Raw genomic sequence first — 20993 nt, forward strand, 5'->3', positions numbered from 1 at the left:
GGAAATAACTTATTCTTAGAACCATATGGAACATTATCATATACATATATAGATCAAGATGGAGCAGATGAGGGAAACAAAGCTTTAGCTATAGAAACACATTCAAAGTCATTTGACTATACAGCAGCAAAAGTGGGAGTAGACCTTAAAAAAGTAATACCACATGAAAAAGGAAAGAGTACACTTTCAGCGGGGGTAAGCTATACAAGAATATTAAGTGGAGCAGATGAGGAATATATCACAGGAAGATTCAAAGGTGGAAGTGACTTTGATATACTTGTTGCTCATAAGAATGAACATAGTATAGGATTAAATGCCAAATATGCTCTGGAACTTGAAAATGGAGTACTCTTTGATGTAAAAGGAACTTATGCAGTGGAAAGAGATTCGCACAATGATTCAGGTAAAAACAAAACAAAAGGTGAATGGATAGTAGGAGCAGGGCTTGGATATAAGTTCTAAAATAATAAAACATAAAACTCTCTTTATAAAAAGTAATTTATCTGCCTTTTATAAAGAGAGTATTTTTTATTCTTCACTAATATCTGAAAAAGATTGCCCAATTATAAGATCAAGAGCAATATCAAGGGAATCCTTAAATCTTTTTTCTATCATCATAAATAATTTTAAAAGAATTTCCTTCTCATCAGATAGATTCAGATATTGAGTTGTGAAATCATCATCATTTTTTTCAGCCTCTTCCATAAGTTCATATATTTCAAATAATTTTAAAATTATTGTGTCTTCCTTATCAAAAGATTTTTGCTGCTTTATTTTCTTAATTTTTATTTTTATATATTCTAAAATGACTTCTTCTTTCCATGTATTGCTTTCGGTAATATAATAATCATAAATAGAATCTTTAAGAATTTTTTCTAAATTTTTAACAGGGAAAAATTTTCCAAAAGTTGATATATTTATATCTAAAAACTCCTGTTCTAAATCAATTATATTTTCTTCTAATTCTTTTTCTGCCATAGTATTATTCTCCTATACAGTAACATCTTTTATCCATTTTAAAGTTTTATATCTGAATAATGAAGAAGCAAGCTTTATAACTTCTGAAAAATCTGCTATTCCAACTAAAATATAAACTGGAACTTTGTAATATGCTCCAATGAAAGCCACTGGAACAGCATAGAGCCACAAAGGAAATATATCTAAACAAAATGCTACTTTTGTATCTCCTCCAGCTCTAAATAATCCTATCAACAGAGTCCAGTTAATCATTTTTAGAAAAACAAACATACCAACAGTTCTCAGAGTTTTCACAGCCATTATATGTGTTTCTGGTGGCAGATGATATAATGAAACAATAGTATTAGTAAGACCTTGAACAAGAAGAAGACTGAACACAGCCATTCCAAAAGCTATTTGCAGTATTTTTCTTGAATAGACAACAACTTTGTTTTTATCCCCTTTACCAATAGTGTGTCCAATTATAACAGAAGCTGAGTTAGATATTCCCATAAATAATATAGAAGAAATAGCAGTAATAATATCAGCTATCTGTACACATGCAGCTTGTGTTGTTCCAAGTTTTGAATAGGCTACTGAAAGAGAAACTACTCCAAGTATCCACAACATTTCTGTAAGAAGAACAGGGGTAGAAATTTTTATTATTTCTTTTACAAGATTTCTAGGAAGCTTTAAATATGATTGAAAATTTCCTTTCAGATTAAAATCTTTTTTATAAACTATAAATAAAATAGTTGAAAGTTCTAGTATTCTTGCAATAACAGTAGCTAAGGCAGCTCCTCTCTCTTCTAAACGAGGAAACCCAAGATTACCATATATAAAACAATAATTGAAAAATGTATTTGCAGTAACTCCTATAGAAGCAGATATCATGGGTATTCTAGTGAGCCCCATAGCTCTTAGACAAAAACCTATACTAAAAGAGATGGCATAAAATGTATAAGAAAATAATGCTCTCCTTATATAAGATACTCCAATAGATAGAACTTGTGGTTCTTTAGTAAAGATTCCAATTATTTTTTCAGCTCCAACAAAAGTAATAATAGAAAAGATAAGAGAAAGAGTAATACCAGCAAGTACAAGCTTTCCTAATATTCTTCTTATCATTTCAAAATTTTTCTTACCAAAATATTGAGCTATAAATACACCCATACCACTGCACAGTCCAAATAAAAAAAGATCCAGTATCCTATAAACACTGTTGGCGAATCCAACTGCTGCAATAAATTCGGTTCCTAATCTCCCTATCATAAGATTATCAATAAAGTTTAGTGATGAAGATATAAGCTGCTGTATCATTAATGGTATTCCAATAGTAAGGAAACTCTTATAAAATTCAGATAAATCTACTTTTTCTTTTTGCATGAATCCTCCCAAGATAAATATGCTATTTAAATATTTTATCAATAAAAAAATTAAAATACAAGAGTCATAAAAAGAAAATAAAAAATTGAAAAAAAGTATTGACAGAGAAAAGTAAATGATTTAATATGTATATGTAAAAACTAGCACTCGTCATCATTGAGTGCTAATAAAAAATAATAAATGGAGGGATATGTTGTGAATATCAGACCAATAGGAGAAAGAGTTTTAGTTAAACTTGTAAAAGTAGAAGAAAAAACTGCAAGTGGAATTATTCTTCCAGGAGCTGGTGATAAAGAAAAGCCTAATTTAGGTGAAGTTATCGCAGTAGGAAATGGAGAAAAGTTATCTGATATCAAAGTTGGAGAAAAGGTAGTTTATGCTAAATTTTCTGGAACTGAGATAAAAGATGAAGAAGAAAAGTATCTTATTTTAAATATAGAAGATATATTGGCAGTAGTTGAATAATCAGGAGGGATATATAATGGCAAAAATATTAAAATTTGATGAAGAAGCAAGAAAAAAACTTGAAAAAGGTGTAAATACATTGGCAGATGCAGTAAAAATTACATTAGGACCAAGAGGAAGAAATGTTGTTCTTGAAAAAAGTTATGGAGCACCACTTATTACAAATGATGGAGTATCTATTGCAAAAGAGATAGAATTGGAAGATCCATTTGAAAATATGGGAGCTCAGTTAGTAAAAGAAGTAGCAACTAAATCAAATGATGTAGCAGGAGATGGAACTACAACAGCTACTATATTAGCTCAGGCAATAGTAAAAGAAGGATTGAAAATGGTAAGTGCAGGAGCAAATCCTATGTTTATCAAAAAAGGAATTGATAAAGCAACTAAAGAAGTTATTGAACATCTTAAAGCAAGAGCTAAAAAAATTCAATCTAATGATGAGATAGCTCAAGTAGCATCAGTATCAGCAGGAGATGAAGAAATTGGAAAACTTATAGCTCAGGCTATGGAAAAAGTTGGAGAGACAGGGGTTATAACTGTAGAAGAAGCAAAATCTCTTGAAACAACTTTAGAAGTAGTAGAGGGAATGCAGTTTGACAAAGGATATATTTCTCCATATATGGTAACAGATACAGAAAGAATGACAGCAGAATTGGATAATCCATATATTCTTATAACAGACAAAAAAATATCAAGTATGAAAGATATACTTCCAGTATTGGAAGAAACAGTACAAGCTTCAAGACCAGTTCTTATAATAGCAGATGAACTTGAAGGAGAAGCACTCACTACTCTTGTAATCAACAAATTAAGAGGAACTTTAAATGTTGTAGCAGTAAAAGCACCAGCATTTGGTGACAGAAGAAAAGCTATGTTAGAAGATATAGCAGTACTTACTGGTGGAGAAGTAATTTCTGAAGAAAAAGGAATGAAACTGGAAGAAACAACTATCTCTCAGTTAGGTAGAGCTAAAAAAGTAAAAGTAACAAAAGATATAACTGTAGTAGTAGATGGAATGGGAACAAGTGAAGATATTAAAGGAAGAGTAAATTCTATAAAAAATCAAATAGAAACAACAACTTCTGATTATGATAAAGAAAAATTGCAAGAAAGATTGGCTAAGTTATCTGGTGGAGTGGCTGTTATAAAAGTAGGAGCAGCTACAGAAATAGAAATGAAAGATAAAAAATTGAGAATAGAAGATGCTCTAAATGCTACAAGAGCAGCAGTAGAAGAGGGAATAGTACCTGGTGGAGGAACTATTTTATTAGAAATTGTAAAAGCTATGGAGAACTTCAAACTTGAAGGTGAAGAAGGGATTGGAGTAGAAATAGTTAAAAAGGCATTGACTTCACCATTAAAACAAATAGCAGAAAATGCTGGAGTAGATGGAGCAGTTGTTGTAGAAAAAGTAAGAGAAATGGAAGAAGGGTTTGGATTTAATGCTGCAACAGAAAAATATGTAAATATGGTAGAAGCAGGAATTATAGATCCAGTTAAGGTAACTAGGTCAGCAATACAGAATGCTGCATCAGTATCTGCATTAATACTTACTACAGAAGTATTAGTTGCTGCTAAAAAAGAGGCAAAAGAACCAGAAATGGGCAATCCAGGAATGATGCCAGGAATGATGTAATTGTATTAAAATAATAGAAACCTCTCCTTAAATATAGTGAGAGGTTTTTTTATGCAGATTAAAAAATTAATTTATCCAACTTTATAAGAAATGTAATAATAGGAACATTAAAAAAGTCAATAAATAATTTACTAATAAATAAATTAGGAATAGCAAAAAATGTTTTAGATGAGGATAAATATTTTTTTGTAAGAGTTTCCATAAAATGAAAAATGGAAAATTAAAAAAATTTAAAAAATATTTTCTAAATAAGGTTTAAATGAGGTATAATATATAATAGAATAATTTTAAATCGAACTAAAAATTTTAATATATTTGGAGGGATGGCTATGGAAAAAGAAATTTTAAAAAGATATGAAATGTGGCTGAATTCAGAGTATCTTGATGAAAAAGATAGAGAAGAATTAATGAGCATAAAAGGAAATGATGCAGAAATAGAAAGTAGATTTTATACTGATTTGAGTTTTGGTACTGCTGGTATGAGAGGTGTAAGAGGAATAGGAAAAAATAGAATAAACAAGTACAACATAAGAAAGGCAACTCAAGGACTGGCTAATTATATAATAGAAAATACAGGTGAAGTTGGAAAGAAAAAAGGAGTTGCTATAGCTTATGACTGCAGAATAGATTCAGTTGAATATGCATTAAATACAGCTCTTGTTTTAGCAGGAAATGGAATAAAAGCTTATCTCTTTACATCATTAAGATCAACACCTGAATTATCTTTTGCCACAAGAGAATTAAAAGCTCAAGCAGGAGTAATGGTAACAGCTTCTCATAATCCGCAGGAATACAATGGATATAAAGTATACTGGGAAGATGGAGCACAGATAGTGGAACCTCAAGCAAGCGGTATAGTAAATGAAGTAAATAATGTAAATATATTCAGTGATATAAAAATGATTTCAGAAGAGGAAGCAAAATCTAGAGGATTGTTAGAATATATTGATAAAAAAATAGATGATAGATTTGTAGAAGAAGTAGAAAAACAAGCTATTAATAGAGATATACCTGGAAAAAAAGATTTTAAAATAGTTTATTCCCCACTTCATGGAACAGGAAGGGTAGCAGTACAAAGAGTATTAAAAGAAATGGGATTTGATTCTGTATATACAGTACCTGAGCAGGAGATGCCAGATGGAATGTTTCCGACTTGTCCATATGCTAATCCGGAAGATAAGTCAGTATTTAAATTAAGTACACAGCTTGCTGATAAAATAGGAGCAGATATCTGTCTTGCTAATGATCCAGATGCAGACAGAACAGGTATGGCAATTAGAGATAATGAAGGAAATTGGGTATATCCAAATGGAAATCAAATTGGGGTTCTTTTAATGAATTATCTGTTAGAAATGAATAAGAATATACCTTCAAATGGGGCTGTAATATCTACAATAGTTTCTACACCTATGCTTGATGTGATAGCTAAAGATAAAGGAATAAAATTATATAGGACACTTACAGGATTTAAATATATAGGAGAAAAAATTAGACAGTTTGAAACTAAGGAACTAGATGGAACTTTCTTATTTGGATTTGAAGAATCTATAGGTTATTTAGTAGGAACACATGTGAGAGATAAAGATGCTGTAGTAGCTACTTTAATGTTATCTGAAATGGCTGCTTATTACAACAGCATAGGTACAACTGTTTATAAAGAGTTAAATAAACTATATGATAAATATGGGTGGTTTGTAGAAGAGACAATAGCTATTACCAAACAAGGTAAGGATGGATTAGAAGAAATTGGAAGAATAATGGAAAATTTAAGAACACATGAACATGAAGAAGTAGCTGGAAGAAAAGTTGAATATTATAAAGATTTTAAACTTCAGGTAGAAAAAAATATGAAAACTGGGAAAACATCGAAAATTGATTTACCTAAATCAGATGTTATTCAGTTTATTCTTGAAGATGGAACTTATGTAACAGCAAGACCTTCTGGAACTGAACCAAAAATTAAGTATTATATCTGTGTTGTGGATAAAACTAAAGAAAAATCATTAGCTAAACTTGAGGATATTAAATCTGGATTTCAAACTTATGTAGATTCATTATAATATTAAATGGAGGAAAATCAATGGTAGATGGGATATATATACATATTCCTTTCTGTTTAAACAAATGTAATTACTGCGATTTTCTATCATTCAAATCTGATAAAGAGAGTGGAAAGAAATATGTGGATTATCTATTAAAGGAAATAGAATTGTATCCTTCATATAGATATAGCACAATTTACTTTGGGGGTGGAACCCCCTCTCTTTTAGATTGTGAAGATATAGAAAGAATATTAAAGAAATTAGATATAGAAATAGGAGCAGAAATAACTCTTGAAGTGAATCCCAAGACTGTAGACTATGAAAAACTTCTTCAATTAAAAAAAATTGGAATAAACAGATTGAGTATAGGAATTCAGTCATTTGACAAAAAGTATTTGAAAATGCTTGGAAGGCTTCACTCATCAGAAGAAGGAGCAGAAACTTACTATAGTGCAAGAAAAGCTGGATTTGAAAATATAAGCCTTGATTTAATGTTTTCACTGCCAGAGCAAAACTTAAAAGAAGTAGAGAATGATTTAAAAAGACTTTTAGATATGAAGCCAGAACATTTTTCTATTTACTCACTTATTTGGGAAGAGGGAACTGTATTTTTTGAAAAATTAAAAAAAGGTCTTTTAAAAGAAACTGAAAATGAAATAGAAGCAGATATGTTTGAGAAAATAATAGATACAGCTGAAGAGGCAGGATATATTCATTATGAAATATCTAATTTTTCATTGCCTCAAAAAGAAGCTGTACATAATACAAAATACTGGGAAAACAAAGAATATCTGGGAATAGGCTTAGGAGCTTCTGGATATATTGATGATATGAGATATAAAAATCAGGTGAAATTTTTAGAATATTATGATAGTATAGAAAGTAGGATAAAACCAGTTGCTGAAAAAGAGAATATAAGTTTAAAAGAAAAAGTGGAATATAAATATATTCTAGGTTTTAGGCTTTTAAAAAAAGGAGTTATACCAGAAGGAGAGTATATAGAGAAGTGTATATCCCTTGAAAAACGAGGTTATCTTATAAAAAAAGGAGAACATTTTGTTTTAAGCAGAAAAGGACTTATGGTTGCAAACGATGTACTAGATGAATTTATATAAGGAGTTGAAAATAATGGGTGATATAAAGAAAAATATTTTAGAAATAGAGGAAGATATAAAAAAACACTCATTAAACCCTAAAAAAGCAAGATTTATAGCTGTTACAAAATATGTAGGAGCAGAAGATATGATTCCAATAGTAAATTGTGGAGTAAAAATTTTTGGAGAAAATAAAGCTCAAATTATGAGAGAGAAGCAGGAAAAATTTAATGAAATGGGAATAAAAGATGTAGAATGGCATTTCATTGGAAATCTTCAAAAAAATAAAGTAAAATATGTTGCTGAATATGTAAAAATGATACATTCAGTAAATAAAATATCTCTTGCTCAGGAAATTGATAAAAGAGCGAAACAATATGATAGGGTTATTGATATTCTGCTTGAAATAAATATAGCTGGAGAAGAGAGCAAAGAAGGATATAAACTTGAGGAATTATATAAAGAGCTTCCTCAATTGATGGAATTAAAAAATATAAATATCATAGGATTAATGACTATGGCACCATTTGTTGATGATGAAGAACTATTAAGGAGTGTTTTTAGAAGATTAAGAGAAATAAAAGATGAATTAAATGAAAAATGGTTTGAAGGAAAATTAGTTGAGCTTTCTATGGGAATGACTAATGACTATAAGATAGCATTGGAAGAAGGTGCAACATTGATAAGAGTAGGCAGAAAGATTTTTCAATAGGAGGTTTTAATAGAATGAAGAAAAAAGAAGGCGGAAAAAACTCTTTTAAAGTTTTTCAAGATTTAAAAGAACTTTTAGGGATAGATAATCCTGAAACAAATGAAATAGATGATATGGAAGGATTGGAAGGACTCGATGACACTGGAATAATTGAGATAAATTCTAATGGAAAAGAGCAGGAAGTTCCAACTCCTAAAGAGAATGCACCATTAAATCTAGGAGGATATGGAAAGTCTTCTTCAAGTCTTGAAGCTGAATTAAATGCTGGAGGAAATTACCAAACTATATTTGTAGATCCTAAAACTTTTGCTGATTGTAAAAAAATAGCTACATATATAAAAAATGATAAAATGGTAACTTTAAATCTTGAATATCTGGATCTTCCTACAGCTCAAAGACTGATGGATTTTCTAGCTGGAGCTATGAGTATAAAAGGAGCAAGTTTTATTGAAATAAGCAAAAAAGTATATACCGCTGTTCCTAAAAGTATGAAAGTATATTATGAAGGAAAGAAAGATACAAAAGGAAGAACAATTTTAGATTTTGGAAGAGAGGAAAAATAGAAGTGAAAAAAAAGATAAAGGCATTAGCTCTTTTTTCTGGAGGGCTGGATAGTGCACTTGCTATAAAAGTTGTAAAAGATCAGGGAATAGAAGTTATAGCCCTGAACTTTGTTTCTCATTTTTTTGGAGGAAAAAATGAGAAAGCAGAGAAAATGGCAGAACAGCTTGGAATAAAATTAGAATATGTTGATTTTAAAAGTAGACATACAGAAATATTAAAAAATCCTGTATATGGCAGAGGAAAAAATATGAATCCTTGCATTGACTGCCATTCTCTGATGTTTAAGATTGCAGGAGAACTTTTAGAAATATATGGAGCACAGTTTATAATATCTGGAGAAGTGCTTGGACAAAGACCAATGTCACAGAATGCAGCAGCATTGGAAAAAGTAAAGAAACTTTCAGAAATGGAAGATTTAGTGTTAAGACCATTATCAGCTAAACTTCTTTCTCCAAGTAAGGCTGAATTAGAAGGTTGGGTAGACAGAGAGCAACTGCTGGATATTCAGGGAAGAGGCAGAGGCAGACAGATGGATCTCATGAAATACTATGGAATTGAAGATTACCCTACACCAGGAGGAGGATGTTTGCTGACAGATCCAGCTTATTCAGAGAGATTGGAGATAATAGAAAAAGATGAATTGCTTGAAGAAAAAGAATCTTATTTATTCTATTTGTTAAAAATAGGAAGATTTTATAGATTAGATAAAGGAAAATATTTTTTCATTGGAAGAGATGAAGAGGGAAATAATAAAATAGATGAATTTGGAGAAATGGGAAATTTTCATATAACAGGTTATCAAATGGCAGGACCACATATACTTGGATATGGAAATTTTACAGAAGAAGAAAAACAGTTTGCATTGAACCTGTTTTCAAAATATTCTAAAGTTAAAGGGAAGGCAGAAATAGAAGTAAAGATAAATGGTAATATAGTAAAGGTTCCCCCTGTGAATATTGAAGAAATGGAGCAGAAAATAAAAGAGTTTCAAATAGTAGGATAGGAGAATAGAAAAAATAAAGTAAAATTAAAAGAGTCTAATTCAAAAATTACTTAAATCTATTCATATCAGAAGTTTAGAAAGTATTTTTGTATCAGGCTCTTTTTGTATTTAAAAAAATGGAGGAAAAATGAATTCTTTTGAGTCAATAGTCAATATTATAAATGATATTATGTGGAATAAAAATCTGCTTGTAGTAATATTAGTAATAAGTGGAATAATATTTACAGTGAGGACAAGAGGAGTACAATTCAGATTATTCGGACATATGGTATCTCTTATAACTGAAAAAACAAAAAAGAATAGGGAAGGAATAAGTTCATTTCAAGCTTTTTGTATAAGCACAGCTTCAAGAGTGGGAGTAGGAAATTTAGCAGGAGTAGTGGCAGCAGTTTCTGTAGGAGGACCAGGATCAGTTTTCTGGATGTGGGTAGTGGCTCTTTTGAGTTCAGCTACTGCATTTGTAGAGTCAACAATAGCTTTGATATATAGAGAGAAAGATCCTCAAGGTGGATATAGAGGAGGGGCTCCATATTTTCTTACAAAGGGTTTAAATAAAAAATGGTTGGGAGTTTTATTTGTAATATTTGCTCTTATATGCTGGGCTGGAGTTTTTCAAATAATATCCAATTCTGTTACAGAATCTTTCAATACTGCATTTGGAATAAATACAAGAACTACATCTGTAGTAATTGTAATATTGGCAGGAGCAGTCCTCTTTGGAAGAAGGGATAAAATAGTAAAGGTACTGGATAAAATGGTTCCTGCAATGGCAGCTATTTATCTTATTGTAGTTATTTTTATTATAATAAAAAATATAACTATACTTCCAGCAGTAATTCAGGATATTTTTAAACATGCTTTTGGAATAAGACAGTTTTTAGGAGGGACATTTGGAAGTGTAATAATGCAGGGAGTAAAAAGAGGTTTATTTTCTAATGAAGCAGGATCAGGTTCTGCTCCATGTGCAGCAGCAGCGGCAGATATAGATCATCCTGTAAAACAGGGATTGGTTCAAGCATTGGGAGTATTTGTAGATACCATACTCATATGCAGTGCAACAGCTTTTGTTATATTACTGTCAAGGGGAGATATACCAGAAGGACTTGGAGGAATGACACTTCTTCAGGAATCTTTCAGATATCAAGTAGGAAATTGGGGAGTTATATTTACAGCTGTTATATTGTTTTTATTTTCTTTCAGTACTATATTAGGTGTAAGTTTCTATGCCAAGCCAAATTTAGCCTTTTTATGTGACAAGTCTTGGCTTCAGGAAGCATTTAAAATATTTACTCTGATAATGCTTTTTGTTGGGGGAGTAAGACAGAATTTCTTAGTATGGAATTTAGCTGATTTAGGATTAGGACTTATGACAATAGTTAATTTAATGGGTGTATATCCTCTTACATATAAAGCTGTTGAATCATTGAAGGAATATGAAAAAAATTATGTAAGAAAATAAAAAAGGACTTGCCTGATCAAGCAAGTTCTTTTTTATTAATTTAAAATTTTATTATTAAACCGAAGCATCTCTTAAATCTTTAAAACTTGTATTACTTAGCTTTTCTTTGACATCTTCCTGAATAGAATATAGTAGAGAATTTATAGGATCAGCTTCGATTTTTTTAGCAGAATTTATATTCTTTAAACTTGTATTTATAAAAAGATCACCTTGGATAGATTCTATTACATTTCTCAGGCTGATATCGTCTGGAGACTTTTTTAATTTGTAGCCTCCTTTGATTCCTCTAAAAGATTCAACAAGTTTAACCTTACAGAGTCTTCTTAAGATTTTAAGAGCAAATTTCATAGACATTTTTTCAGATTCACTGATCTCTCTTGCATTTGCTATTTCACTTTTATCTAATTTTGATAAATATAATACAATCTTTATTGCATAATCACTTTCTTGTGTTATTTTCATTTTATATATCACTCCTTATTTTATTAAGTTATTTTAGAAAATTGTATTTTTATATATTCTATTTTTTATATTTTGTGCTATAATTTAGACAAATATAAAAAATATCTGGGAGAGTTTAATGAATAAAAAAACTGAATATAAGATTCTTTCACTTGCCTGCCTTACAGGAAAAATCATGCTGCAAAATGGCTCTGAAGTATATAGAGTAGAAAACCATATATGTCAAGTAGCTGAATACTATGGAATGGCTGCTCAATGTTTTGCTACACTTACCTGCATAATAATAACTCTTAAAAATTCTGAAGGAGAAGTCATTTCTCTTGTGGAAAGAGTGACATCTAGAACGACTAATTTAGATAAAGTGTATCAAGTGTATTCTCTTATAGGAAACATAAGCAATTATAACTATGATGAACTTAGAGAAGAACTTCTCAAAATTGAAAATGAAAAGTCATATCCATTTCTTATAAGTGCAGTTGGAAACTCCATTGGAGCTGGATTTTTTACTTTTCTTTTTTCAGGTAATATGAGAGAGTTTCTAGCTGCCTTTTTGTGTGGTTTATTTATTGCAATAGCAACGAAAATCACAGATACATTAAAATTAGGAACATTTTTTACTAATCTTTTATGTGGTGGAATATCTTCTGGAACAGCATGTTTATTTCTTTATTTAGGATTTATAACAGATGTTTCAATTCCTATAATTTCCACTTTAATGATATTAGTACCAGGAGTTGCATTTATTAATTCCATGAGAGATATATTCTCAGGAGATCTTGTTACAGGACTTTCCAGACTAGGAGAAGTAGCAATGATAGGAACTTCTATAGCTGTAGGTTCAGGGATAGCACTAAAGTTACTTCTAAATTTAGGGAGGGTATAGCAATGTCAGTAGAAAAAATAATATTTCAGATCATAGCCGCTATATTTACTACCTTAGGATTCGGTCTCATGTTTAATATAAAACACAAAAATCTCTTTCATACCAGTATAGCTGGTGGATTGAGTTGGGCAGTCTATCTTTTAGGACAACATTTAAATTATTCTGAAGGGTTAACATTTTTTATAGCAACGTTTGCTCTCGCATTATATTCAGAAGCAGTTTCTAGAATAATATACACACCTGTAACAACAATACTAATAGCTGCATTGATACCTTTAGCACCAGGTGGAGGAATTTATTATACAATGTATAATTTAATTGATAAAAATTACCCTATGGCAGTTCAGAAAGGTATTCAAACTTTTATTATAGCAGGAGCCATGGCTGTGGGAATCTTTTCAGCATCAACTGTATTTAGACTTTATGATGAAATAAAGTCTAGAATCAATAAAAGTATTTAGAATAAAGGGGATTTTTCCCCTTTTTAACTATTTTTTACTTTTTCAGCAAATCTTTTTCCAACTGTAAACTTTAAAACTCTTTTAGCAGGAATTACTATTCTTTCTTTAGTTCGAGGATTGCCATAAGTTCTTTGTTCTCTGTGTTCGATTTCAAATTTACCCCAGTCTTTAAAGATAACTTTTTCATCCTTATCAATAACCTGCTTTAAAGTATCAAAAAAAACTTTTACTCTTTTTTTAGCTTCTCCTATATTTTTCAATCTTCCATCTAACTTGAATGACTCTAGATACTTCTTCATAAATTCTTTTTCTGTCATTTTTGTGTGCCTCCTTGATTTGTTCTATTTTTATTTTTAAATATAGTTCTTTTTTTTCTTAAAATGAAGTATACTATGAGTATATTCATATTTATATATTCTATATTAGCATTGTTTTAATTAATATAAAATTCGAATTTTTTTTCAAAAATAATGAAAAAAATTTCATAGGTTACTTTTTATAGATATGTATACAAAATTTGAAAGGAGTTAAAGATGCTTAATGGAAAAAATCTGAATATTTTAGAGCTTTTATTTCAGAATGAATATACTGTTGAGGACTTATCTTCTGTTTTAAATCTCAATTCAAGGACTATACGTTATAATATAAAAGATATAAATGGAGTACTAAATAAATGCAATCTAAATGGAATATTAAAAAATAAAGATAAATATTTTCTTGAAAAGAAAGAAATGGCTAAAATAAAAAAGCTAATTTCTGAATTTTCTTCACTTACTTTTATAGATAGAAGAGATTATTTAATAACTAAACTTTTAATAGATGACAAAATAATATTAAGTCATGAAAGTAGAATATTAGATGTAGCAAGAAGAACTCTAAATTACGATTTAGTAGAAATAAAAAAATTTCTGACTTCTTATTCTGTAACTATTGAAGTCATACATGGAAAAGGAATAACATTACATGGAGATGAAAAACATCTCAAAATATTATTAATTGCTTTTCTTACTAAATTTATTTCAAAAGGAAGAAAACTTAAAAATATATTTAAGGATCTGCTTTATTCAATAGTAACAGAAGAAAAAATAGATGAATATATGCTCAAAGGAAATAAATTGCTTAAAATAGCAGGGAAAAATATTCAAATATATAGTTTTTATTCAATAATAGCTATATTTGTAGCTTCTCATTTAAAAAGAAAAGAATTTGAAGATAGTTATATTTATTCCTATTCTTCACAACAATATTATGAATATTTTAATGTAGTAAGAGAATTTATAAAAGGGGATATAGAACTGAGTAATTTTTCTATTCACATTATAACATTTATACTTATGGGAACATATTCAACAGATTTAAATGAAAATTTACATAGAGATATAGAAGAATTTTTAAAAGAATTGAATGAAAGATCTAATGATGAATTAAATATAAATGAAGAATTTGTTCGTAAAATATCTTCAGTTATTAAAATATCTATATATAAATCAAAATTTAATATTGTACAAAAAAATCTTGATTTTACAGATGTTCCTAAATATTGTTCAAAAATGTTTAATAAAATATATGAATTGGTGCCAAAGTATTTTATAAAATTTCCTATGGAGGATTTTATACTTCTGACAATAATTATTCAAGAAAATATAGAAAAAGAAAAATATGCAGAAAGCAAACCTAAAAAAATACTTGTAGTAGATAATACTTTTGAACAAAGAGCAACAGAAACAGTTATAAAGAAACTACAGTGTACATATAATATAGAAATTGCAGAGGTAATACCTGATTATCGAATAGAATATTTTCTTTCTGAAAATAAAGATATAGATCTTATTATATCTCTTGCAAATTTAGATGACGAACCCCATGGAATACCAGTTTTAAAAATTTATCTCAGTGACTTTTGGAATAGTATAAATATTTTAGATGAATTTAATATACCTAAAAAATATTAAAAGAGGCTATAGAAATTAGTAAAATAAATTACTGATTTGCAGCAGCCTCTTTTTATTTTTTTATGCAAGTTTCATATACATATCTATATGAGGAATACCATCTTCATCATATACATCAGATACAGCTGTAAATCCTACAGAAGAATAAAAATCTTTCAAGTAAAATTGGGCACCAATAGTAATTTCATTTTTTCTTATAATATTTTTCACACAGTCTATACATTGTAATACTAATTTTTTGGCATATCCATACTTTCTGTAATTGCTTAAAACCATAACTCTTCCAATAGAAGCAGTGTCATAAGATAATCCTGGTGCTAAAACTCTGGCATAACATATGATTTTATCAGTATTCTCATCTTTTAAATAGACATGAAGAGAATCAAAGTCCTTTTCATCAAAATCTAAATAAGGGCAATTTTGTTCTACTACAAAAACTTCCTGTCTTATTTTTCCAATTTCATAGAGCTCTATAGTTGTAAGTTCATCAAATTTTTTTATAAAAAATTCCATAGTCTGTTTCCCCTCCATATTATTAATTGTTATTGCTAAATTATACCTTTAAATACAAAATAATTCAAAATTTATTTGACATTATCTAAATGATATGATATCTTATTTGTAGAGATTATAAAAATGTAAAAAGAAAATAAGGAGATGGTTTTAATGGAATTAAAAGGATCTAAGACAGAAAAGAATTTAATGACTGCATTTGCTGGAGAATCAGAAGCAAGAAATAAATATACATATTATGCATCAAAAGCTAAAAAAGACGGTTTTGAACAAGTATCTAAGTTATTTGAAGCAACTGCTAATAATGAAAAAGAACATGCAAAACTTTGGTTTAAAATTTTAAAAGGTGGAGATATACCTTCAACTATAGATAATCTTCTAGATGCAGCTGAAGGAGAAAATTATGAGTGGACAGATATGTATGCTGAATTTGCAAAAGTAGCAAAAGAAGAAGGGTTTACTGAAATTGCAAGATTATTTGAAGGTGTGGCAAAAGTAGAGAAAGAGCATGAAGAAAGATATAGAAAATTGTTGGCTAATATCAAAGAAGAAATGGTATTTGCCAGAGGAGAAGAAGTAGCATGGGAATGTATGAACTGTGGACATATCCATTATGGAAAAAAAGCTCCAGAAGTATGTCCAGTATGTGCTCATCCACAAGCTTACTTTATGATTCAACCTAAAAATTTCTAATTAAATAAAGATTAGACCAGCTTATTGATTTTAAGCTGGTCTTTTATATTAATCTATAGATTTTTCTACTGCTTTTAACAGAGCGTAAATATCATCAGGATAAACTTCCCCAATATTTCCAATTCTAAAACTTTCTATATCTGTAACTTTTCCTGGATAGATAACAAATCCTTCTTTTTTTAATTTATAATAAAATTTTTCAAAATTATAATCTGAAGATTCTGGTGCAAAGAAAGTAGTGATTATTGGAGATTGATGTTCTTCAGGAATGAGAGACTTAAATCCAAGTTTTTTCATTCCTTCCCTTAAAATAATATTATTTTTTCTATATCTTTTTTCCCTTTCTATTACTCCGCCCTCTTTTTCAAGTTCCAAAAGAGCTTGATAAAATGCTCTAACTGTATGTGTTGGAGAAGTAAATCGCCATTTTCCATTGTTTTCCTCCATAACTTTCCATTGGCTGTAAAGATCAAGAGAAAGAGAACGAGCCTGACCTGAACAAATTTCTAAAATATCTTTTTTACATATAATAAAAGAAAAACCTGGAACTCCCTGTATACACTTATTTGAAGAACTGATTATAAAATCTGCTTTTATTTCTTCAATATCTATTTCTATTCCACCAAAACTTGACATAGCATCTACAATATATATTTTATTAAATTCTTTGACTAATTCACCTATTTTTTCAACAGGATTTAAAATTCCACTTGTAGTTTCACTGTGTACTACTGAAACATGGGTTATATTTGAGTCATTTTCAAGTATTTCTCTCATTTTATTAATATCTATAATTTCCTTATCACCAAACTTTTCTATGATATAATTAATTTTTAAAACTTTAGCAATCTCTCCCATTCTATCTCCATAAGCTCCATTTGATAAAATTAATAATTTCCCATTTTCAGGGAGAGCAGTACCAATAACAGATTCTACTCCAAAAGAGCCACTGCCTTGCATAAGAACAGAAGTATATTTATTATAATTTCCAGAGGATACAGCTAATTTTACTAACTTCTCTCTTATTTCTTGAACAATATTATTATATTCTTTATCCCATGTACACCAGTCTTTAAGCATCGCCATTCTTACTTCATTGCTTGTTGTTAGAGGACCAGGTGTTAAAAGCAGATATGGTTTTTCTAAACATTCTTCTAAAGTACGCATTTTTAATTCCTCCATGTTGTCTATTTTAGGCTCTCTCACCATTTATCAATTTATTATTAATGATATCTATTATTAAGGGAATTTTTGAGATATCTTCTGCAACAAAATGAGCTCCAGCAGAAAGCATTTTTGAAGCAGTTTTCTCCATTTTTTCTTTTAGTTCATTTTTTGAAAGAGAATTAACTTCTTCTAGGGATAAACCTAATTCACTGCTTCCCTTCAATATCCCAACAGTCCACACTTTTGCATTTCTTCCTTCTTTAATATCTGAAATAGTATCTCCGATTTTTATAACACAATCTGTATCTTCCTCTTCAAGAACAAGCATATTTTGATATATCATATATGGAGCAGGTCTTCCAGCAGGAACAGCATTAGGAGTTGTATAATAATTAGGTTTATATCCTTTACTTTCAGCACCAGGGATAATAATATCCATCATTTCCTGAGTATAACCTGTAGTAGAACCTATTTTTAATCCTCTGTCTCTTAAAGTATTTATTGTAGATATACAATTTGGAACAGGTTCAGTATAATCAGCAAGGATTTTAAAAAGTTTATTTTCAAAATTTTTATATAATTCATTGATATCACTATCATTCCATTCTCTGTTATATTTATTTTTCCATAGAGCAGTTATTCTATCAATTGACAGCATAGCTTTGATATGATCTATTTTTAACATTCCCATAGGACCTCTTGCTTCTTCAAGAGTTACCTCTATTCCTTTTTCTTTAAATATTTCAAGGAAAACCTGTACAGGTGCAAAGCATCCATAGTCAACAGTTGTGCCAGCCCAATCAAAAATTACTAAATTTATTTTTTTCATGATTAAATATTCTCCCTTTTTAATTTATTTTTTCTTTTTTGTAAGATTTTTAAAATTATCTGATATATTATTTTAATTATTACATTGGTTAAAAGTATTACTATTGACATAGCAGAAGCTTTTGCTATTTCTCCAGTATCATCTAAATTGATTACAGCTATGGAAAGCAGATTCAAACTTGAGGTATAAAGAAATACAAGTGCTGAAATAGTAACCATAGAATTTACAAAATAATAGAAGAAAATTTCTAATATTGAATCTATGCACATTGGGAAAGTTACATTGGAAAATGTTTTATACCAAGGTATTCCCATAGAAAGAGAAACTCTTTCAAATTCTCTGTCCAGTTTTTTTAAAGCTGTATTAGCTGTTAAAAAAGATATTGAATAAAAGTGAATGACATTAGCTAATACCATTATCCAGATGGTTTTATATATAGAGTTAAAAGGATTTATTATATTTATATTTAAAAAAGGTATTGTGAAATAACTTTTATTGAAAAAAAATATAAATGAAATACCTATTACCATTCCAGGAAGAGCTAAGGGAACAAGAGAAAGAAAGTAGATAACTCTATCTTTCAATGTCTTTTTTTCTTTTTTCTCAATTAGATAGGCACTCATAAATGTCATGAAAGTTCCAAATATTCCTGAAAGAACTGCCAAAATAAGTGAATTTTTAAGGAATATTTCAATTCCGCCATTATAGTCATAAAATTTAAAATTATTTAAACTAAAGCTAAGATCATAAGGCCATAATTTTGAAAAAGCTGAAACAAATATAGTAACAAAAATTGAGAGTATAAAAAAACAAATCAGTATAGTGTAAATATAGAAAAAACTATCTCGTATTTTATCTTTTTTAGCTTTATAAGGAATAGATTTAGCATTGAGAACAACTCCTTGTTTTTTCTGTATTTTCTGATCAATAAAGAAAGCTATTACAGATGGAATAAGAAGTATAATACTGACCACTGCTCCCATTGCCATATTATTCTGACCAACTACTTTTATATATACATCTGTAGCAAGAACACTAAAGTTTCCACCAACTACTTTTGGGGCACCAAAATCTGTAAATGAAAGAATAAATGCAATAATAAAAGAAGATATCATTCCATATTTCATATTTGGCAGAGTGATAGTAAAGAATTTTCTAAAATTACTTGTTCCCAGCATATCAGCAGCTTCATAAAGCCTATAATCAGTTGTGGAAAGAGCAATATTTAATACTAAAAATATTTGCGGAAAAATATATAGGACTTCAGCTATTATTATTCCTGTGGCACCATAGAGATCAATATCAAAAGCAAGCTGCGGTATTTTCTCGAAAAAGCCAGTAGTAACAGCTCCCTTTCTTCCAAAGAGATAGACAAGGGATATTCCATGCATCATTGTAGGAGCAAAGAGGGGCATAAGAGCTATATATTTGAATATATTTTTGAATCTGATTGTAGTTCTTTGTACACCATAAGCATAAATAAAAGCTAATAAGAGAGAGATTATGCTTGATGTTATTGAAATAGTAAAAGTATTTTTTAAAGAAATGAGAAGATTTTTATTAGAAAAATATTCTTTAAAATTATTAAATCCAATAAATTCTCCAGAGTTATTTTCAAAAGATTTTATAAATAAAAGTCCTAAAGGAAAAACTATGACAACTATTAAAAAAGCAAGAATAAACCATGTAAATATTTCTCTGATTATTTCATCTTTAGTTTTTTCCACTATGATACCTCATCTTTAAAGCTGAGATAAAAGTTCTCATCAAATTCAAGAAAAAATTTATTTCCCTGTTTAAGAGTTTCTTCATTGATAAAATTACATGGAACTTCAACTTTTAATGTTTTATCTCTGTTTTTAAAGAAAAGTCTATATGAAGATCCAAGATATTCCCAGCTTTCAATCTCTCTCATTATAAATTTACTTTTATTATTCAATACATCTGATACTATTTTTATATGTTCTGGGCGAATAGCTTTACCATTTTCCAGAAAATTTATTTTACCTATGAAATCAGCAGTAAAAGATGAATTAGGTTTTTCATATATTTCCCTTGGACTTCCCCATTGCATTATTTTCCCATCTTTCATAACCATTATTTTATCTGACATAGATAGAGCCTCTTCCTGATCATGAGTTACCATGATAGTAGTGAGATCAAGTTTTTTTTGTAGCTTTTTTATATCATTTCTCAGTTTTTCTCTTACTTTTGCATCTAATGCTGATAGTGGTTCATCTAATAAAAGAATATCTGGTTCAAGAGCAACTGCTCTGGCAAGAGCTACTCTCTGTTGCTGTCCACCACTCATTTCATTAGGATATTTATTACTTATGGAAAATAAGCCTACCATTTCCAAAACACTTTTCACTTTTTTTTCTATTAATTCTTTAGGCATTTTTTTGTTTTTCAATCCATAAGCTATGTTTTCCCAAGTTGTCATATTAGGGAAAAGAGCATAAGATTGAAAAACAATAGAAAAATTTCTTTTGGATGGATGAAGTATAGATATATCTTTATCTTTTAGAAAGATACTTCCAGAATTAAGTTCTTCCAAGCCTGAAATAACTCTTAATAAAGTTGTTTTTCCACAACCGCTGGGACCAAGAAATGAAATAAATTCTCCTTTTTTTATAGAAAGATTTATATTCTTTAAAGCATGGAATTTTCCATAATATTTATTTACATTTTTTATTTCTAAGTAGCTCATATTTC

At 29.2% G+C, this 20993-nt stretch carries 22 protein-coding genes; 13 read left to right on the top strand and 9 right to left on the bottom strand.

Going from position 1 to position 20993, the window contains the following annotated elements:
• Positions 1-462, top strand: a 462-nt coding sequence (locus tag E6771_RS13495; protein ID WP_316091864.1) for an autotransporter outer membrane beta-barrel domain-containing protein, incomplete at its 5' end; no start/stop codon positions are given.
• A gap of 66 nt (positions 463-528) precedes the next feature.
• On the opposite strand, the gene E6771_RS13500 is transcribed toward E6771_RS13495, so the two are convergent.
• Complete coding sequence (locus E6771_RS13500) at positions 529-978, bottom strand: hypothetical protein (protein WP_316091865.1); 450 nt, start codon at positions 976-978, stop codon at positions 529-531.
• 12 nt (positions 979-990) lie between these two features.
• Positions 991-2343, bottom strand: a complete 1353-nt coding sequence (locus tag E6771_RS13505) for an MATE family efflux transporter (protein ID WP_316091866.1) — start codon at positions 2341-2343, stop codon at positions 991-993.
• Positions 2344-2538: 195 nt separating this feature from the next.
• On the opposite strand from E6771_RS13505, the gene E6771_RS13510 reads away from it, so the two are divergent.
• The 8 genes from E6771_RS13510 (at position 2539) to E6771_RS13545 (ending at position 11318) form a co-directional block, all read left to right on the top strand.
• The gene (locus E6771_RS13510) at positions 2539-2808 is read left to right on the top strand and encodes a co-chaperone GroES (protein WP_316091867.1); all 270 of its coding nucleotides are present in this window, start codon (positions 2539-2541) and stop codon (positions 2806-2808) included.
• A gap of 16 nt (positions 2809-2824) precedes the next feature.
• Entirely contained in the window at positions 2825-4444 is a 1620-nt protein-coding gene (gene groL, locus E6771_RS13515) for a chaperonin GroEL (RefSeq protein WP_316091868.1), read from the top strand.
• A 329-nt stretch (positions 4445-4773) separates the two neighbouring features.
• Positions 4774-6504, top strand: coding sequence for a phospho-sugar mutase (locus E6771_RS13520; RefSeq protein ID WP_316091869.1), 1731 nt, complete (start codon positions 4774-4776; stop codon positions 6502-6504).
• 20 nt (positions 6505-6524) lie between these two features.
• Positions 6525-7601, top strand: coding sequence for a radical SAM family heme chaperone HemW (hemW, locus tag E6771_RS13525; RefSeq protein ID WP_316091870.1), 1077 nt, complete (start codon positions 6525-6527; stop codon positions 7599-7601).
• Between the two features lie 13 nt (positions 7602-7614).
• On the top strand, positions 7615-8292 hold the full coding sequence (locus E6771_RS13530) for a YggS family pyridoxal phosphate-dependent enzyme (RefSeq protein ID WP_316091871.1): 678 nt from the start codon (positions 7615-7617) through the stop codon (positions 8290-8292).
• Between the two features lie 14 nt (positions 8293-8306).
• Entirely contained in the window at positions 8307-8855 is a 549-nt protein-coding gene (locus E6771_RS13535) for a cell division protein SepF (protein ID WP_316091872.1), read from the top strand.
• Between the two features lie 2 nt (positions 8856-8857).
• Positions 8858-9859, top strand: coding sequence for a 7-cyano-7-deazaguanine synthase (locus E6771_RS13540; protein ID WP_316091873.1), 1002 nt, complete (start codon positions 8858-8860; stop codon positions 9857-9859).
• 127 nt (positions 9860-9986) lie between these two features.
• Complete coding sequence (locus E6771_RS13545) at positions 9987-11318, top strand: alanine/glycine:cation symporter family protein (protein WP_316091874.1); 1332 nt, start codon at positions 9987-9989, stop codon at positions 11316-11318.
• 54 nt (positions 11319-11372) lie between these two features.
• On the opposite strand, the gene E6771_RS13550 is transcribed toward E6771_RS13545, so the two are convergent.
• A complete protein-coding gene (locus E6771_RS13550) occupies positions 11373-11780 on the bottom strand; it encodes an Rrf2 family transcriptional regulator (RefSeq protein ID WP_316091875.1) in 408 nt (135 codons plus the stop codon).
• Between the two features lie 118 nt (positions 11781-11898).
• On the opposite strand from E6771_RS13550, the gene E6771_RS13555 reads away from it, so the two are divergent.
• Both E6771_RS13555 and E6771_RS13560 read left to right on the top strand, forming a co-directional pair.
• Complete coding sequence (locus tag E6771_RS13555; protein ID WP_316091876.1) at positions 11899-12663, top strand: threonine/serine exporter family protein; 765 nt, start codon at positions 11899-11901, stop codon at positions 12661-12663.
• A gap of 2 nt (positions 12664-12665) precedes the next feature.
• Positions 12666-13124, top strand: coding sequence for a threonine/serine exporter family protein (locus E6771_RS13560; protein WP_316091877.1), 459 nt, complete (start codon positions 12666-12668; stop codon positions 13122-13124).
• 23 nt (positions 13125-13147) lie between these two features.
• Here E6771_RS13560 and E6771_RS13565 read toward each other — a convergent pair whose 3' ends face one another.
• Positions 13148-13441, bottom strand: coding sequence for an HU family DNA-binding protein (locus E6771_RS13565; RefSeq protein WP_316091878.1), 294 nt, complete (start codon positions 13439-13441; stop codon positions 13148-13150).
• A 216-nt stretch (positions 13442-13657) separates the two neighbouring features.
• Here E6771_RS13565 and E6771_RS13570 point away from each other — a divergent pair, with 216 nt between their 5' ends.
• Positions 13658-15076, top strand: coding sequence for a hypothetical protein (locus E6771_RS13570; protein ID WP_316091879.1), 1419 nt, complete (start codon positions 13658-13660; stop codon positions 15074-15076).
• Between the two features lie 60 nt (positions 15077-15136).
• On the opposite strand, the gene E6771_RS13575 is transcribed toward E6771_RS13570, so the two are convergent.
• Positions 15137-15589: a GNAT family N-acetyltransferase gene (locus E6771_RS13575; protein ID WP_316091880.1), complete on the bottom strand. Its 453-nt coding sequence runs from the start codon at positions 15587-15589 to the stop codon at positions 15137-15139.
• A gap of 153 nt (positions 15590-15742) precedes the next feature.
• Here E6771_RS13575 and rbr point away from each other — a divergent pair, with 153 nt between their 5' ends.
• On the top strand, positions 15743-16282 hold the full coding sequence (gene rbr / locus E6771_RS13580; RefSeq protein WP_316091881.1) for a rubrerythrin: 540 nt from the start codon (positions 15743-15745) through the stop codon (positions 16280-16282).
• Between the two features lie 48 nt (positions 16283-16330).
• Here the strand turns inward: rbr and phnW are convergent, their stop codons facing one another.
• The 4 genes from phnW to E6771_RS13600 are packed head-to-tail and all read right to left on the bottom strand — an operon-like array spanning position 16331 to position 20988.
• Complete coding sequence (gene phnW, locus E6771_RS13585) at positions 16331-17449, bottom strand: 2-aminoethylphosphonate--pyruvate transaminase (protein WP_316091882.1); 1119 nt, start codon at positions 17447-17449, stop codon at positions 16331-16333.
• 25 nt (positions 17450-17474) lie between these two features.
• A complete protein-coding gene (phnX, locus tag E6771_RS13590; protein WP_316091883.1) occupies positions 17475-18278 on the bottom strand; it encodes a phosphonoacetaldehyde hydrolase in 804 nt (267 codons plus the stop codon).
• A 2-nt stretch (positions 18279-18280) separates the two neighbouring features.
• Positions 18281-20005 carry a putative 2-aminoethylphosphonate ABC transporter permease subunit gene (locus E6771_RS13595; protein WP_316091884.1) on the bottom strand — a complete coding sequence of 575 codons (1725 nt, stop codon included), beginning with the start codon at positions 20003-20005 and terminating at the stop codon, positions 18281-18283.
• Positions 20005-20988 carry an ABC transporter ATP-binding protein gene (locus E6771_RS13600; protein WP_316091885.1) on the bottom strand — a complete coding sequence of 328 codons (984 nt, stop codon included), beginning with the start codon at positions 20986-20988 and terminating at the stop codon, positions 20005-20007. The genes E6771_RS13595 and E6771_RS13600 overlap by 1 nt, the downstream gene beginning before the upstream one ends.
• Between the last annotated feature and the right edge of the window lie 5 nt (positions 20989-20993).

This window comes from Fusobacterium sp. (assembly GCF_032477075.1).
Taxonomy (GTDB): domain Bacteria; phylum Fusobacteriota; class Fusobacteriia; order Fusobacteriales; family Fusobacteriaceae; genus Fusobacterium_A.